The organism is Streptomyces sp. NBC_01428, from assembly GCF_036231965.1.
Classification (GTDB): Bacteria; Actinomycetota; Actinomycetes; order Streptomycetales; family Streptomycetaceae; genus Streptomyces.
On the sequence record NZ_CP109499.1, the window covers coordinates 7,236,501 to 7,251,505 of the forward strand.

A 15,005-nucleotide genomic window follows, 5' to 3' on the forward strand; every position below is an offset into this window, starting at 1 on the left:
GGACCTCTCCCGGGTCAGCGGAACGTCTGATTCCGGTGTCCTGACGTGGAGGTATGTCAGCGTGACGAGATCTGCCCCACATCTGTCCGTGACACGGCGGACACACCGAGCGAGGGCTCTCTTCCGGTGGCTCAGCACAACGAGTGAGGGCCCCGACCTGACGGTCGGGGCCCTCACTCTTCTGTGTGTCCGAGGGGGGACTTGAACCCCCACGCCCGTTAAAGGGCACTAGCACCTCAAGCTAGCGCGTCTGCCATTCCGCCACCCGGACAAGGTGTCTGTCGCGCGGGGTTTCCCTCGCGGCGACAGAGAAAACATTACCAGGCTTTCCAGGAGCCCCGATCACCCCCCGTCGCGGCGTGAACGGCGTGTGACGGGCCGGGACCTGCCTTGGGGAGAGAGGGGTCGGAGAGAGAGGATGAGGGGGACCACCAGCGGCGACAGCGGGAGGAAGCAGCGTGAGCGACACCGGCACGACCAGCAGCGTCACGGGCCAGGACGAGGTCGTGGACCTCTGCCGCGAGCTGATCCGGATCGACACCAGCAACTACGGAGACCACTCCGGCCCGGGTGAGCGCAAGGCCGCGGAGTACGTCGCCGAGAAGCTCGCCGAGGTCGGGCTGGAGCCGCAGATCTTCGAGTCCCACCCGGGCCGCGCCTCCACGGTGGTCCGGATCGAGGGCGAGGACCGCTCGCGGCCCGGACTTCTGATCCACGGCCACACCGACGTCGTCCCCGCCAACGCGGCGGACTGGACCCACGACCCCTTCTCCGGCGAGATCGCCGACGGCATGGTGTGGGGCCGCGGAGCGGTCGACATGAAGGACATGGACGCGATGACGCTGGCGGTGGTGCGCGAGCGGATGCGCACCGGCCGCAAGCCCCCGCGCGACATCGTCCTCGCCTTCCTCGCCGACGAGGAGGCGGGCGGCACGTGGGGCGCCCGGCACCTGGTCGACAAGCACCCGGACCTCTTCGAGGGCGTCACGGAGGCGATCGGCGAGGTCGGCGGCTTCTCCTTCACGGTGAACGAGAAGCTCCGGCTCTACCTGATCGAGACCGCCCAGAAGGGCATGCACTGGATGAAGCTGACCGTGGACGGCACCGCCGGCCACGGTTCGATGATCCACAAGGACAACGCGATCACCGAGCTGTCCGAGGCCGTCGGACGGCTCGGCCGGCACAAGTTCCCGGTGCGCGTCACCAAGACCCTGCGGCACTTCCTCGACGAGCTGGGCGACGCCCTCGGCACCGAGCTCGACCCCGAGAACATGGACGAGACGCTCGCCAAGCTCGGCGGCATGGCCAAGCTCATCGGCGCCTCCCTGCAGAACACCGCCAACCCGACCCAGCTCGGCGCCGGCTACAAGGTGAACGTGATCCCCGGGCAGGCCACCGCCCACGTCGACGCCCGCTACCTGCCGGGATACGAGGAGGAGTTCCTCGCCGACCTCGACCGCATCCTCGGCCCGCGCGTGAAGCGCGAGGACGTGCACGCGGACAAGGCCCTGGAGACCAGCTTCGACGGCGCCCTCGTCGACGCGATGCAGACCGCTCTCTCCGCCGAGGACCCGATCGCCCGCGCGGTGCCCTACATGCTCTCGGCCGGCACGGACGCCAAGTCGTTCGACGACCTCGGCATCCGCTGCTTCGGCTTCGCCCCGCTGAAGCTGCCGCCGGAGCTGGACTTCGCCGGCATGTTCCACGGCGTGGACGAGCGGGTGCCGGTCGACGCGCTGCAGTTCGGCGTGCGCGTGCTGGACCGCTTCATCGACGCGTCGTGACGTTGACGCCGACATTCGCCCGCCCGTACGAAGATCGCCCGGCACGGGTGAATGTGCTCATCAGCTCGTAGCTCTACTACTCCTTCCTCGTTACAGGTGTTGCGATCAGCTACTTGGGATCGCATTTGCCTACAAGGAGGAATAATGATCAAGAAGGTCGTCGCCGCTGCGGCTGCCACTGGTGGTCTGGTTCTCGCGGGTGCGGGCCTGGCTGTCGCCGACTCCGGTGCTCAGGGTGCCGCCGTGCACTCCCCGGGCGTCGTCTCCGGCAACGTCATCCAGGTGCCCGTTCACATCCCCGTGAACGTCTGCGGCAACACGGTCTCCGTGATCGGGCTGCTGAACCCCGCCTTCGGCAACACCTGCTTCAACAAGTGACGTCGTGCCCCGTCTCCCGACGGGGCACCCCATGGGGTCACCTCATGAGGGTCACTTCGTGAAGGTCTGAGCTCGTCGGCCCCGGAGTGCGCGCCATGCGCTCCGGGGCCGACCTGCTTCCCGCGCACACGTCTCGTGGGCGTGCGCGTGTTCTGGATGGTCCACGTCCCAAGGACTGAGGCAGGGATACAGCTATGCGACAGGTCACCCGCAAAGGCCTGATGACCGTGGCCGCGGCGAGTGGTGTGATCGCCGTGACCGGCGTGTCCGCGCACGCCGACACGGGAGCGAACGGCTCGGCGTCGGGCTCGCCCGGCGTGCTCTCGGGCAACACGGTTCAGGTACCGGTGCACGTACCGGTCAACGTCTGCGGCAACACGGTGAGCGTGGTCGGGGTGCTCAACCCGGCCGTCGGCAACACGTGCGCGAACCAGAGCGGTCGGGGCGGCTCGTCCGGAGGCTACGGCGGATCCCACTCCGCCGGTGGCTCCCGGGCCGGCGGCCACGCGACCCGCTCACCCGGTGTCGGCTCCGGCAACCACGTACAGGTGCCGATCGACGCCCCCGTCAACGTGTGCGGCAACAGTGTCAACGTCATCGGGATCGGCAACGCGACAGCCGCCAACGGCTGCGCGAACGACTCGACCGGCGGCCACTCCACCACCCCGCCGGGAGGCGGCCACCCCGGACATCCGGGCACGCCTGGTCACCCCGGCAACCCGGGTACCCCTGGCCACCCCGGAAATCCGGGTACGCCCGGCCACCCTGGTACGCCCGGTCACCCGGGTCATCCGGGTCAAGGGCATCCCGGTCACGGGGGTCACCCGGGCCACCCCGGTCACGGGGGTCAGCCCGGACATCCGGGCCATGGAGGTCACCCCGGCCAGCCGGGTCACCCCGGACATCCGGGTACGCCAGGTCACCCCGGACAGCCGGGTCACCCGGGCCATGGAGGTCACCCGGGTCAGCCCGGGCACGGCCACTCGGGGCACCCCGGTCAGCCGGGCAACCCCGGAACGCCTGGTCAGCCGGGTACTCCGGGACAGACCGGCGGTACGTCCGGGGCGGGCGGCGGCAAGCACCGGGCCGGCGTCTCGCAGGTGACGCACCTGGGCGCGCGGTCCACGGTCCGGACACCGCAGGCGGCGCAGAACGGCCCCGCGCAGCTCGCGCACACGGGCAGCGAGCTGCCCATCGGTGCCGTCGTCCCGGCCGGAGCGGCCGCGCTGCTCGCGGGCGCCGTGCTCTTCCGCCGGGCGCGCTCGGCACGGGTGTGATCCCTTACGACACAGATGTGATCGCGACGCCACGGCTTCCCCGGTGGCGTCGTGACGGTGTGGGCCCCGCCAAGGCGGGGCTCCTCCCGTTCCAGCGCCCTTACGTCACCACGTCGCCCGCACCTGGCGGATGATCCGCCGGCGCAGCCGCACCCTGCGGCTGCCGTCGCGGAGCAGACTCAGGCGGTCCAACTCCCAGTGTCCGTACTCGGCATGGTCCGTCAGCAGACGCGTCGTCTCCTTGCGGGAAACCCCGCGAGGCACGTACACGTCGACAAATTCGTATTCCGGCATCGCATCTATTGTGCGGGCAGAGGCCCGGTACGGATAGCGTCTGCACTATGTCTGATGCTGTGCAGCCCACCGCTGCCGAGGTACGAGCCGCCGCCGAGGCGGTCAAGACCGCTCTCGACCGTCACCTGGCCGCGGTCGAGCGCAGGACGGGCGACGACGACCCGGCCGTATACGAAGCGTTCAACGAGCTCGCCGCCGCGGCCGAGGAGTACGACGAGCTCCTCTACGACCGCTACGACGAGGTCACCCCCTTCGAGATCCCCGGCGGGGACGACACGCTGCCTCCGTACACCGGCCCGGAGGAGCCGAACGCGCTGAGCGTGGTGATCCGCCGCGACTACTCCGTGGTGGAGCCGCAGCGACTGCTGGCGCAGGCCCAGCGCGTGGAGGCCGTCGAGGAGGACGGTGCCACCGCCACCGAGGGCTTCGACGCGGCGTCCGGCACCCTGCACGGGGCGCTCGGGGTCCTGTTCGGCGAGTTCGAACCGGACGAGATCGCCTCCCGGCACAAGGAGTTCGGGCTGGAGGAGGGCGACTCCACCCTGTGGGTGACCGCGGCCGACGAGTCCGCCGAGCCCGGCGAATGGCTGGAGGCCCCCTTCGAGGCGATCGACCCGCAGCGCGTCGTGTGCCGTTTCGACGTCAGCGCGGTGTTCGACGACGAGTCGGACGACGAGGACCTCGAGGACGACCTCGACGCCGACGCCGAGCTGGTGGACCCGCTGGACGCGGACCGCTGAGGCCTGGTCCGGTACGGATCTGAGGCGTCATCTCGCCGACAGGTACGGGGGTGGCGGTCACCGGAACACGGTGACCGCCACCCCCGTTTCCGTCAGCCGGGTCGGGCCGACCCGACCCGGCTGACGCGGTCGCTTGTCGTGCGACGGCCCTTCCGAGCCGGCCGCTCCGGTCAGCTCGCCGTCGCCGCCGGTGTCTGGGCCTTCAGCAGGGCCGGCAGGCGGGTGGTGCGGGGTTTCTGCGGGACCTCCGCCACGGCGTGCTGCAACGCCTGCTCCACGCCGTGCACGACGGACAGGTGCTGTTCCGCCCGTCCGAAGGCCGTGTACACCCACGGGCGGGTCAGGGTCGCCGCCGCGTCGCCCGGGAGCACCACGACCGCGGCGGGCCAGCGCAGTCCCACCGCCTGGTGCGCGGTGAGGGCCCAGCCGTGCCGCACGGTCTGCTCGACCCGCTCCTTCGCCACGACGACGGGTTCGCCCGCGCACTCCAGGTGCAGTCCGTCCGCGTCGGCCTTCACCACCCGGCCCTGCAGGACGCGGCCCGGCGTGGGGGAGTAGGCGATCCGGTCGTCCGGGTCGAAACCCCCGAAGCGGCCGGGGCCGGGATTCAGCCGCTCCTTGAGAGCGGTGTTCAGCGCGCGGGTGCCGACCGCGCCGCCGTGCCCGGGTGTGATCACCTGGGTCTGCGCCGTGGGAATGCCGATCGCCCGCGGCACCGAGTCGGCGACGAGCTGCACGGTGCGGTGCACCGCCTCGCCGGCGTCGCGCACCGGGACGATCACGACCTCCTTGCCGGGCGCCTCCACCTGGTTGAGCTCGCCGATGCCGACGCCCGAGACCAGCTCTCCGACAGGCCCGGGGTCGGGTGTCCGGGAGGCCACCTGCGGGCAGGCGCGGGCGGCGATCAGGTCGGCGAAGACCCGCCCGGGGCCAGCCGACCACAGCACTCCGGGGTCACCGCTCAGCACGAGGCGGGCCCCGTCCGGCAGGGACTCGGCGAGCACGGCGGCCGTCTCGACGTCGAGCTGCGGCGCGTCGAGGACGACCAGGACGTCCAGGTCCAGAGCCCCGTCGGCGTCGCGGCCCGGACCCTCCGCGCCGGAGAGCAGTCCTTCGACGGTGGCGGTGCCGGTGGCTTCGCCGTGGCCCGCGGTGTCCTGGGCGGGTCCGGCCAGCAGCTGCGTGAGACGGTCACGGCCGTCGGCGGTGTGGGCGGCGGCCCAGCCGCGCAGACCGAGGCCGCGGGTCACGTGCAGCAGCGCCGCCACCTCGGACCGGGAGGCGTCACCGCCGGTGTGCAGCACCAGGCCGTGGGCGGCGGCCGCGCGGATCAGCTCGCCTGCGGAACGGGGCGCGGCGCCGGCGGCCTCCTCCCAGTCGGCGGCCGAACCGTCCGCCTTGGGCACCGAGTTCATGATCCGGCCCAGTCCGTCGGAGAGGCTCTCCTCGGCCAGCGCGTACCGCTCCAGGCCGATGAGGATGCGCACCGGGCGCTCCTGCGGCTCCTCCGAGTCGTCCTGCGGCGCCGCGGGCGCCGGGTCCAGGGCGTCCTGGAAGACCAGGGCGTCGCCCTCCGCGAGCGCGGCCTGCACGGCGGCGTCCGGATCGGGCACGGCGCGCTGCGCGAGCGCCGCGACGAGCGCGGGAGCGTCCAGGGCGGTGTGCCCCGCCACGGCGGCCTGTTCCAGGAGCCACACGGTCAGGGCCCGGCCCCGACGCTCGTCGTCCGGGCCGCACTCGGCGCCGAGCAGCGCCCGCGCGAACCCGTCCGCCGGCTCGGGCCGCACCCCGGCCACCCGCAGCAACTGCCAGGGGTCCTCGCGCAGTTGGCTGTCGGCGCCCTCGCCCAGCGCGGCGACGACCTGGGGTGCGAGCGTCTCCGGCGCGCCTCCCTCGGTCAGCACGGCCCGGACGGCGTCGACGGCCTCCGGCGCGGCGGCACTCGGCGAGGCGGGCTGGGCGGCAACGGGCCCCGGTCGCCGCGCCGGCTCCTCGACGACCCGGCGCGGCGGGGGCGTCGGCTCGCGGAAGGCGGTGGCCACCGGCTTCTCGCCGCTCTCCACGGCCCGTACGGCCGCGAGCAGGTCCGCCGCCGTGCCGCTGAGCTTGGTCCCGGCCGCGATCGGCGTCTGCTTCTCCGCCTTCCGCCGCTCGATCCGCTCCCGCTCCAGCCGCTGGGCCGCCAGCTCCGCCGCCGCCTCGGACACCTGGGCGGCGGCCTCGGCCTCCGTGGCGGTCCCCGTCCCGGCGGTTGCCTCGGCGTCGGTGTCGCCGCCGTCGCCGTCGTCACCGTCCTCGGCTTCGGCGCCGGTGCCGGCCTCCGCGGCCGGGCCCGTCCCGTCGTCCGTCCCCGCCCCTTCCGGAGCGGTCCCGTCCCCGTCCCCGGAGCGCGCGCCCGACTCACCCGCGTCCGCGCCCGTGTCCTGCGGGTCGCCCGCGGTCGAGTCCGCGCCCGGCGCCCCCGGCTCCGCTTCCTCCGTGGTCTCGGGCTCCGTGCTCACAGCGTGCTCCAGTCGTGATCGGGATAGTGGTGCACCGGGGCCGACACGTCGTCGAGAGCCCGGCAGATCTCGTCAGGAAGACTAAGGGTCTCCACTGACAACGCGGCCGTGAGCTGCTGCGCGTTGCGCGCGCCGACGATCGGTGCGGCGACGCCGGGTCGGTCGCGGATCCACGCGAGCGCCACCTGGAGGGGCGTCACGGCGAGACCGTCCGCCGCGATCGACACCGCCTCCACGATGCTGCTCGCCGTCTCGTCGAGATAGGGCGCAACGAACGGCGCGAGGTGCTCCGACCCGCCCCGCGAGTCGGTCGGCGTCCCGGCCCGGTACTTGCCGGTGAGCACGCCCCGCCCGAGCGGCGAGGAGGGCAGCAGGCCGACACCCAGGTCGAGGGCGGCCGGCAGCACCTCCCGCTCGATGCCCCGCTGGAGCAGGGAGTACTCCATCTGCGTGCTGGCCAGACGCGTGCGTATGCCGGGCGCGGCGAGCTGCCAGGTGGCCGCCTTGGCGAGCTGCCAGCCGCAGAAGTTGGACACGCCCGCGTACCGGGCGCGGCCACTGCTGACCGCCAGGTCGAGGGCCTGCAGGGTCTCGTCCAGGGGTGTGTGGGGGTCGTAGGCGTGGACGTGCCACAGGTCCACGTAGTCGGTGCCCAGGCGGGCCAGTGAGGCGTCCAGGGCCGACAGCAGGTGGCTGCGCGAACCGTCGAAGCGGCGCTCGGGGTCCGGCACGCTTCCGGCCTTCGTCGAGATGACCAGGTCGCGGCGCGGCACGAGCCCCTCGACAAGGCGTCCCAGCAGGTACTCGGCCTCCCCGTCGCCGTACACGTCCGCCGTGTCGACGAGGGTCCCGCCCGCTTCCCAGAACGCCTTCAACAGGTCCGCCGCGTCGTGCTCGTCGGTGTCCCGGCCCCAGGTGAGGGTGCCGAGTCCGATCCGGGACACACGCAGGCCGGTACGGCCGAGATGCCTCTGCTCCATGAACGCCGAGATTACTGTCCGGAACCGGCCGCGTGGGGGCCTGTGGACAACCGAAATCCCACCGATCGCCGCACGTGACGGCGCGTGGTCCGGAACCGGGGCGGCCACCGGCGTACGCGGGCGCACGGGCCGCGCGTCGACAGGGGCCCCGCGAGGCGCCGGGCGGAGTTCACCGGGGAGTCCCGGACCGTGCGCCGGGCAGGTGCAGACAAGGCCGAAGATGCCGCTCCCCGGCCGGGACGTCCGCACGCTAGGGTCTCGGCCAAGGGACGTTACTGATCGGTAAGGGGAATCGGCCATGCAGCTCGGCATCAACCTCGGCTACTGGGGCGCGGGAATGGACGCGGACAATCTCGCCGTGGCCCAGGAGGCCGACCGGCTCGGGTACGCCGTCTGCTGGGCCGCCGAGGCCTACGGCTCCGACGCCGCCACCGTGCTCAGCTGGGTCGCCGCCCAGACCGAGCGCATCGACATCGGCTCGGCCATCTTTCAGATCCCGGCCCGGCAGCCCGCCATGACCGCGATGACCGCCGCGACCCTCGACTCCCTGTCGGGCGGCCGCTTCCGCCTCGGGCTCGGCGTCTCGGGACCGCAGGTCTCCGAGGGCTGGTACGGCGTCAAGTTCGACAAGCCGCTGGCCCGCACGCGCGAATACGTGGAGATCGTCCGCAAGGCCATGACCCGCGAGCGGCTGTCGTTCGAGGGTGAGCACTGGACCCTGCCGCTGCCGGGCGGCCCGGGCAAGCCGCTCAAGCTCACCGTGCACCCCGAGCGCGAGCACATCCCGCTGTACGTCGCCGCGATCGGCCCCAAGAACCTGGAGCAGACCGGCGAGATCGCGGACGGCGCGCTGCTCATCTTCCCCTCGGCCGAGCACCTGGAGGAGACCGCGGTCAAGCACCTGCGCGCGGGCCGGGAGAAGGCCGGGAAGACCATGGACGGCTTCGACGTCTGCCCGACCCTGCCGCTCGCCCTCGGCGACGACAAGGACGTCAGCGCGCTCGCCGACATGTTCCGCCCGTACACCGCCCTGTACGTCGGCGGCATGGGCAGCCGGAAGCAGAACTTCTACAACCAGCTCGCCCAGCGCATGGGCTACGAGAAGGAAGCCGCCGAGATCCAGGACAAGTACCTGTCCGGCGACAAGGAGGGCGCGGCGGCCGCCATCCCGCACGCGCTGATCGACCAGACGACCCTGCTGGGCTCGGTCGACCGCATCGCCGACCGGATGACGGCGTACGCCGCCGCCGGTGTCACCACGCTCACGCTGGCTCCGGCGGGCTTCACCCTGGAGGACCGGATCGCCTCGCTGCGGGCCGGATCCGACGCCCTGGAGCGCGCCGGACTGGCGTAACCGCGCCGGAACGGATCCGGAGGAAGTCTGCGGCCGTGGTGGGGGCTCGGGGGTCTTCCCCGCCACGGCCGTCACGGGGAACAACGCGCCGACGGCCCCTTGGTTACGCGCCCGGGCCCAGTTCTCCGTCCGTCGTTCGGCGGATTTGTCCGACACATCGGTTGCCGGTCGCCCGACATCCCATTTGACTCGTTTTCTGCGGAACCCTGCGGAGAGGTGTCAGAGATGCTTTCGGCCAAGAATCTGTTCCAGGAGATCCTCGACAACGACGAGTCGTACCGGCTCTTCTGCTCCATCGCGGCCAGCGGGGAGTCGCAGGGCGGCTGGGAGAACGCCAGGATCGCCGCGCTGGTCCCGGCGGGCGAACGCGACCTCGCCCCCAGGATCGCCCGCCACGGCGCCGACGAGGACAAGCACGGGCGCATCTTCAACGCCCTCATGAGGAAGCGCGGGCTGGAACCGGTCGAGGTCCCGGCCGACACCGACTACACGATGCTCCTGGAGCGGCACGGCATCGGTCTGGCGCACGAGCAGCTCAAGGGCGCCCGGCCGCTCACCGTGCAGGACGTCGTCACCTACCTGGCCCACAGCCGGGTCACCGAACAGCGCGCCTCCGAACAGATGAACCTGTTGCGCAAGCACTTCGCCGACCACCCCGACCTCGGGCGCGCGGTGAAGATGATCTCCAACGACGAGGACAACCACCTCGCCTACTGTCACGAGGAACTGCTGCGCTTCGCCCGCGCCGGCCACGGCCGCGCGATCCAGCGGACCCTGCGGACCTGCGCGCACGCCGAGATCCGCGTCTACCGGGACGTGAGCCTCGCCGTGATGGCCCACATGGGAGACATCCTCGGCTGGTCCCGCGCGAAGGCGGCCGTCCTCGCCGCGGGCATCCACGCCGTGTACGCGTACGAGCGTGCCGTGGGCTGGCGCCGGATGGTCTCGCTGGAGATGCCGGAGCGGCGCGGCGCCCTCGACGGCCCCGCCACCACCGCGCCCGAGTTCGCCTGACGGCGGCGGGCCGTCGCTACAGCCAGCCCCGCCGCTTGAACTGCCGGTACAGCAGGACCTCCAGCACGACCATGATCCCCACCACGGCCGGATACGACCACACCCAGTGCAGCTCGGGCATGTGGTCGAAGTTCATGCCGTAGATCCCCGCGATCATCGTGGGGACCGCCGCCATCGCGGCCCAGGCGGAGATCTTCCGCATGTCGTCGTTCTGCCGCACGCTCATCTGCGCGAGATGCGCCGAGAGGATGTCGGACACCAGCCGGTCCAGGCCCTCCACCGACTCGTTGACCCGCATCAGGTGGTCGTTGACGTCCCGGAAGAAGGGCTGCGCGTCCACGTTCACGAACGGCACCGCCGCCGTCGCCAGGCCCGAGCCCGAGAGCCGGGTCAGCGGCGCCGCCAGCGGGACCGTGGCCCTGCGGAACTCCTGCACCTGCCGCTTGAACGCGTAGATCCGCGAAGCGGTGTTCCGGGAGCCGCCCTGCTGCGGCGAGAAGACCTCCGCCTCCAGCTCCTCCAGGTCGGTGCCCAGCTCGGTGGCCACCTCCAGGTAGTGGTCCACCGTGGCGTCCGCGATCGAGTACAGCACCGCCGTCGGCCCGTGCCGCAGCATCTCGGGATCCGCCTCCAGACGACGCCGTACGGCCGCGAGCGGCGACTCCTCGCCGTGCCGCACGGTCACCACGAACGAGTCCCCGAGGAAGACCATGACCTCGCCGGAGGAGACGGCGTCGCTCTCCGGTTCGTACGCCACCGGCTTCAGGACCATGAAGAGCGAGTCCTCGTACATCTCCAGCTTCGGCCGCTGATGGGCCTTGAGGGCGTCCTCGACGGCCAGTGGATGCAGCCCGAACTCCTCGGTGACCAGGTCGAACTCCCTCTCGGTGGGCTCGTACAGGCCGATCCACACGAAGGCGTCGCCCTCGGCACGGCACTGTGCGAGGGCGTCGGAGAGGTCGTCCGGGCCCTCTGTCCGCTTCCCGTCCCGGTAGATGGCGCAGTCGACGATCACGGAGCGTATTCTCCTGTCCTTGGGGCCCTGTCGCACTCCGGCCGCCGCTGTCCACAGCGCCCACCGGGTCCGCGAGCCGTCCGTCTACCCTGGGCCGCATGCCCACCCTGATCCTCGTCCGGCACGGACGTTCCACCGCCAACACCGCGGGACTGCTCGCCGGCTGGACCCCCGGCGTCGCCCTCGACGAGCGCGGGACCCAGCAGGCCGCGGCACTGCCCGGGAGGCTCGCCGGGCTGCCGATCGCCGAGATCGTCGCCAGCCCGCTCCAGCGCTGCCAGGAGACCGTCCAGCCGTTGCGGGAGGCCCGCCCCGAGGTGCCCGCGCACAGCGACGAGCGCATCGGCGAGGCGCACTACGGAGACTGGTCGGGCCGCAAGCTCGCCGAGCTCAAGGACGAGCCGCTGATGGAGGTCGTCCAGGCGCATCCGTCCGCGGCCGCGTTCCCGGGCGGCGAGTCGATGCGGGCCATGCAGACACGGGCCGCCGAGGCGGTGCGCGAGTGGAACGCGCGCGTGGAGCGCGACCACGGCAGCGACGCGGTCTACCTCATGTGCTCGCACGGCGACATCATCAAGGCGCTCGTCGCCGACGCACTCGGACTTCATCTCGACCTCTTCCAGCGGATCTCTGTTGAACCGTGTTCCATCACAGCGATCCGTTACACCCGCCTGAGGCCATTTCTCGTGCGGCTCGGGGACACCGGTGACTTCGCGTCCCTCGCGCCGCGCGAGGAACCCCCGAGCGGCGACGCCCCGGTCGGGGGCGGCGCGGGCGCACCGTGATCGTCGGCCGCAGTAGGGTGAAGCGGTCGAAGCAGCGCAGTAGTTGTCAGCAAGTTCTCAGCAGCCGATGCGGGGCGGCGCGGTCAGCCGTCCCTCATGCCGATCCAATGGAGACAGGACGTGTCCCGTCAGGTGTTCCTCTACGACCCCCCGGACCGCTTCGTGGCCGGTACGGTCGGGTTGCCCGGGCGCCGTACCTTCTTCCTGCAGGCCACCTCGGGGCCCCGGGTGACGAGCGTGGCCCTGGAGAAGACCCAGGTCGCCGCACTCGCCGAGCGGATGGAAGAACTCCTCGACGAGGTCGTCCGGCGCACCGGCGGCAGCGCCCCGGTCCCGGCGATGGCCCCCACCGAGGTGTCCGACACCGCCCCCCTCGACACACCCGTCGAGGAGGAGTTCCGCGTCGGCACCATGGCGCTGGCCTGGGACGGTGACGAGCAGCGCATGATCGTCGAGGCGCAGGCCCTCGTGGAACTGGAGGCGGAGTCCGACGAGGACCTCGCCGAGGCCGAGGAGCGTCTCCTCCAGGACGAGGAGAACGGCCCGCCGATGCTCCGGGTCCGCCTCACCGGAGCCCAGGCCCGCGCCTTCGCCAAGCGGGCCCTCGACGTCGTCAACGCGGGCCGCCCGCCCTGCCCGCTGTGCAGCCTCCCGCTCGACCCGGAAGGACACGTATGTCCGCGCCAGAACGGATACCGCCGCGGAGCGTGACGACCGCCGAGCTGCTCGCCCGGGGCGAGCTGAAAGTACGCGGACAGATCCGTGAGGCCTCGAACGCGGTGCTCTACTGCTCCGTGTCGTACGAGGGCCGCGAGGCGTTCTGCGTCTACAAACCCGTCGCCGGCGAGCGTCCCCTGTGGGACTTCCCCGACGGCACGCTCGCCCAGCGCGAGGTCGCCGCGTACGAGGTGTCCGAGGCGACCGGATGGGGGCTCGTGCCCACCACCGTGCTGCGCGACGGACCGTACGGCGAGGGCATGTGCCAGCTGTGGATCGAGCCCTCGGGCGGTGAGGACGGGGAAGGCCTGCTCGCGCTCGTGGAGGGCGAGGAGCCGGCCGAGGGGTGGAAGGCGATCGGCTTCGCCGAGGTCGGCGAGGGCGAGACGGCTCTGCTCGTGCACGCCGACGACGCCCGGCTGCGGCGGCTCGCCGTCCTGGACGCGGTGATCAACAACGCCGACCGCAAGGGCGGCCACCTGCTGCCCACCGGCGAGGGCCGCCTCTACGGCATCGACCACGGGGTCACTTTCAACGCCGAGAACAAACTGCGCACGCTGCTGTGGGGCTGGGCCGGCGAGCGGCTCACCGCCGAGGCGGTGGAGGTTCTCACCGCCCTGCGGGACGCCCTGGCCCCGGGGGAACCGCTGGCCACCCGGTTGGCCGAACTCGTCACCGCCGCCGAGATCGAGGCCACACGCGGGCGCGTCGCGGCCATGCTCACGTCCGGCAGACACCCCGAGCCCAGCGGCGAGTGGCCCGCCATCCCCTGGCCGCCGGTGTAGCCCGCGAGCGCCGCTCCGGCCGGGGCGGCGCACCGCGCAAGAGGGCCTTCCCGGCCATCTCGGGCTGGCCGGTTCGTATACGGAAGTTCCGTCCGGTTAGTCTCATGACATGTATGCCTGGCCCGCTTCCGACGTCCCCGCCCTGCCCGGTGAGGGCCGCGACCTCCGGATCCACGACACCGCGACGGGTGGGCTCGTCACCCTCGACCCCGGTCCCGTCGCCCGTATCTACGTCTGCGGCATCACGCCGTACGACGCGACCCACATGGGGCACGCGGCGACCTACAACGCGTTCGACCTCGTGCAGCGCGTGTGGCTCGACACCAAGCGGCAGGTTCACTACGTCCAGAACGTGACGGACGTCGACGATCCGCTGCTGGAGCGGGCCGAGCGCGACGGCGTCGACTGGGTGGGCCTCGCCGAGAAGGAGACCGCCCTCTTCCGCGAGGACATGACCGCCCTGCGGATGCTGCCGCCGCAGCACTACATAGGCGCCGTCGAGGCCATACCCGGCATCGTGCCGCTCGTCGAGCGGCTGCGGGACGCGGGGGCGGCCTACGAGCTCGAGGGCGACGTCTACTTCTCCGTCGAGTCCGACCCCGACTTCGGCAAGGTGTCCAACCTGGACGCCGCGACGATGCGTCTGCTCTCCGCCGAGCGCGGCGGCGACCCGGACCGGGCCGGCAAGAAGAACCCCCTCGACCCGATGCTGTGGATGGCCGCCCGTGAGGGCGAGCCGAGCTGGGACGGCGGTTCGCTGGGCCGCGGGCGCCCCGGCTGGCACATCGAGTGCGTCGCCATCGCCCTCGACCACCTGGGCATGGGCTTCGACGTCCAGGGCGGTGGTTCCGACCTCGCCTTCCCGCACCACGAGATGGGCGCCTCGCACGCGCAGGTGCTGACGGGCGAGTTCCCGATGGCCAAGGCGTACGTGCACGCCGGCATGGTCGCTCTGAACGGCGAGAAGATGTCGAAGTCGAAGGGCAACCTCGTCTTCGTCTCCCAGCTCCGGCGCGACGGCGTCGACCCGGCCGCCATCCGCCTCGCGCTCCTCGCGCACCACTACCGGGCCGACTGGGAGTGGACGGACGCGGTCCTCGCCGAGGCGGTCGCCCGCCTGGAGGACTGGCGGGCCGCGGTGTCCCGCCCGGACGGACCGCCGGCCGAGGCGCTGGTCGAGGAGATCCGCGCCGCGCTCACCCACGACCTGGACGCCCCGGCCGCGCTCGCCGCGGTCGACCGCTGGGCCGCGCTCCAGCACGGCACGGGCGGCACGGACGAAGGCGCCCCCGGCGTCGTCTCGCGTGCCGTGGACGCCCTCCTGGGCGTCGCGCTGTAACGGTTCCCCCTACGATCGGGCGCCGGGCGGAGTGATCCGCCC

The 15,005-nt window shown here is 72.1% G+C and carries 14 protein-coding genes and 1 tRNA gene; 10 read left to right on the forward strand and 5 right to left on the reverse strand.

What is annotated here, in order from left to right; genetic code table 11:
• Positions 1-186: 186 nt before the first annotated feature.
• A tRNA-Leu gene (locus OG406_RS31355) sits at positions 187-271 on the reverse strand.
• Between the two features lie 187 nt (positions 272-458).
• Between OG406_RS31355 and OG406_RS31360 the strand changes: the two genes are divergently transcribed.
• The 3 genes from OG406_RS31360 (at position 459) to OG406_RS31370 (ending at position 3,439) form a co-directional block, all read left to right on the forward strand.
• The gene (locus tag OG406_RS31360) at positions 459-1,784 is read left to right on the forward strand and encodes a M20/M25/M40 family metallo-hydrolase (RefSeq protein ID WP_164372503.1); all 1,326 of its coding nucleotides are present in this window, start codon (positions 459-461) and stop codon (positions 1,782-1,784) included.
• A 144-nt stretch (positions 1,785-1,928) separates the two neighbouring features.
• A complete protein-coding gene (gene chpH, locus OG406_RS31365; protein WP_081223521.1) occupies positions 1,929-2,162 on the forward strand; it encodes a chaplin ChpH in 234 nt (77 codons plus the stop codon).
• Between the two features lie 194 nt (positions 2,163-2,356).
• Positions 2,357-3,439 (forward strand): chaplin, encoded by a 1,083-nt coding sequence (locus tag OG406_RS31370; RefSeq protein WP_329188981.1) that lies wholly within the window; start codon positions 2,357-2,359, stop codon positions 3,437-3,439.
• Positions 3,440-3,544: 105 nt separating this feature from the next.
• Here OG406_RS31370 and OG406_RS31375 read toward each other — a convergent pair whose 3' ends face one another.
• Positions 3,545-3,733: a DUF5703 family protein gene (locus OG406_RS31375; RefSeq protein WP_081223519.1), complete on the reverse strand. Its 189-nt coding sequence runs from the start codon at positions 3,731-3,733 to the stop codon at positions 3,545-3,547.
• A gap of 47 nt (positions 3,734-3,780) precedes the next feature.
• Between OG406_RS31375 and OG406_RS31380 the strand changes: the two genes are divergently transcribed.
• Positions 3,781-4,473 carry a hypothetical protein gene (locus tag OG406_RS31380; RefSeq protein WP_081223518.1) on the forward strand — a complete coding sequence of 231 codons (693 nt, stop codon included), beginning with the start codon at positions 3,781-3,783 and terminating at the stop codon, positions 4,471-4,473.
• A 170-nt stretch (positions 4,474-4,643) separates the two neighbouring features.
• On the opposite strand, the gene OG406_RS31385 is transcribed toward OG406_RS31380, so the two are convergent.
• Positions 4,644-6,974, reverse strand: coding sequence for a helix-hairpin-helix domain-containing protein (locus tag OG406_RS31385; protein ID WP_329188983.1), 2,331 nt, complete (start codon positions 6,972-6,974; stop codon positions 4,644-4,646).
• Entirely contained in the window at positions 6,971-7,954 is a 984-nt protein-coding gene (locus OG406_RS31390; RefSeq protein ID WP_081223516.1) for an aldo/keto reductase, read from the reverse strand. The genes OG406_RS31385 and OG406_RS31390 overlap by 4 nt, the downstream gene beginning before the upstream one ends.
• A 298-nt stretch (positions 7,955-8,252) precedes the next feature.
• Here OG406_RS31390 and OG406_RS31395 point away from each other — a divergent pair, with 298 nt between their 5' ends.
• Complete coding sequence (locus OG406_RS31395) at positions 8,253-9,308, forward strand: LLM class F420-dependent oxidoreductase (RefSeq protein WP_164372499.1); 1,056 nt, start codon at positions 8,253-8,255, stop codon at positions 9,306-9,308.
• 225 nt (positions 9,309-9,533) lie between these two features.
• A complete protein-coding gene (locus OG406_RS31400; protein WP_267050330.1) occupies positions 9,534-10,322 on the forward strand; it encodes a ferritin-like domain-containing protein in 789 nt (262 codons plus the stop codon).
• A 16-nt stretch (positions 10,323-10,338) separates the two neighbouring features.
• Here OG406_RS31400 and corA read toward each other — a convergent pair whose 3' ends face one another.
• Positions 10,339-11,337 (reverse strand): magnesium/cobalt transporter CorA, encoded by a 999-nt coding sequence (gene corA, locus OG406_RS31405; protein WP_266612371.1) that lies wholly within the window; start codon positions 11,335-11,337, stop codon positions 10,339-10,341.
• 98 nt (positions 11,338-11,435) lie between these two features.
• Between corA and OG406_RS31410 the strand changes: the two genes are divergently transcribed.
• The 4 genes from OG406_RS31410 to mshC all read left to right on the forward strand — a co-directional run bounded on the left by OG406_RS31410 (position 11,436) and on the right by mshC (position 14,963).
• Positions 11,436-12,122, forward strand: a complete 687-nt coding sequence (locus OG406_RS31410) for a histidine phosphatase family protein (RefSeq protein WP_164372496.1) — start codon at positions 11,436-11,438, stop codon at positions 12,120-12,122.
• A 120-nt stretch (positions 12,123-12,242) separates the two neighbouring features.
• A complete protein-coding gene (locus OG406_RS31415; RefSeq protein ID WP_081223511.1) occupies positions 12,243-12,833 on the forward strand; it encodes a DUF3090 domain-containing protein in 591 nt (196 codons plus the stop codon).
• Positions 12,797-13,624, forward strand: a complete 828-nt coding sequence (locus OG406_RS31420; protein ID WP_329188987.1) for an SCO1664 family protein — start codon at positions 12,797-12,799, stop codon at positions 13,622-13,624. Before OG406_RS31415 ends, OG406_RS31420 begins: the two co-directional genes overlap by 37 nt.
• A gap of 109 nt (positions 13,625-13,733) precedes the next feature.
• Positions 13,734-14,963 (forward strand): cysteine--1-D-myo-inosityl 2-amino-2-deoxy-alpha-D-glucopyranoside ligase, encoded by a 1,230-nt coding sequence (gene mshC / locus OG406_RS31425; RefSeq protein ID WP_266612365.1) that lies wholly within the window; start codon positions 13,734-13,736, stop codon positions 14,961-14,963.
• Positions 14,964-15,005 lie beyond the last annotated feature (42 nt).

Coding starts and splice junctions, on each gene's coding strand:
- chpH (WP_081223521.1), top strand. CDS start 1,929: ATGATCAAGAAGGTCGTCGCCGCTGCGGCTGCCACTGGTGGTCTGGTT.
- OG406_RS31370 (WP_329188981.1), top strand. CDS start 2,357: ATGCGACAGGTCACCCGCAAAGGCCTGATGACCGTGGCCGCGGCGAGT.
- OG406_RS31375 (WP_081223519.1), bottom strand. CDS start 3,733: ATGCCGGAATACGAATTTGTCGACGTGTACGTGCCTCGCGGGGTTTCC.
- OG406_RS31380 (WP_081223518.1), top strand. CDS start 3,781: ATGTCTGATGCTGTGCAGCCCACCGCTGCCGAGGTACGAGCCGCCGCC.
- OG406_RS31390 (WP_081223516.1), bottom strand. CDS start 7,954: ATGGAGCAGAGGCATCTCGGCCGTACCGGCCTGCGTGTGTCCCGGATC.
- OG406_RS31395 (WP_164372499.1), top strand. CDS start 8,253: ATGCAGCTCGGCATCAACCTCGGCTACTGGGGCGCGGGAATGGACGCG.
- OG406_RS31400 (WP_267050330.1), top strand. CDS start 9,534: ATGCTTTCGGCCAAGAATCTGTTCCAGGAGATCCTCGACAACGACGAG.
- OG406_RS31410 (WP_164372496.1), top strand. CDS start 11,436: ATGCCCACCCTGATCCTCGTCCGGCACGGACGTTCCACCGCCAACACC.
- OG406_RS31420 (WP_329188987.1), top strand. CDS start 12,797: ATGTCCGCGCCAGAACGGATACCGCCGCGGAGCGTGACGACCGCCGAG.
- mshC (WP_266612365.1), top strand. CDS start 13,734: ATGTATGCCTGGCCCGCTTCCGACGTCCCCGCCCTGCCCGGTGAGGGC.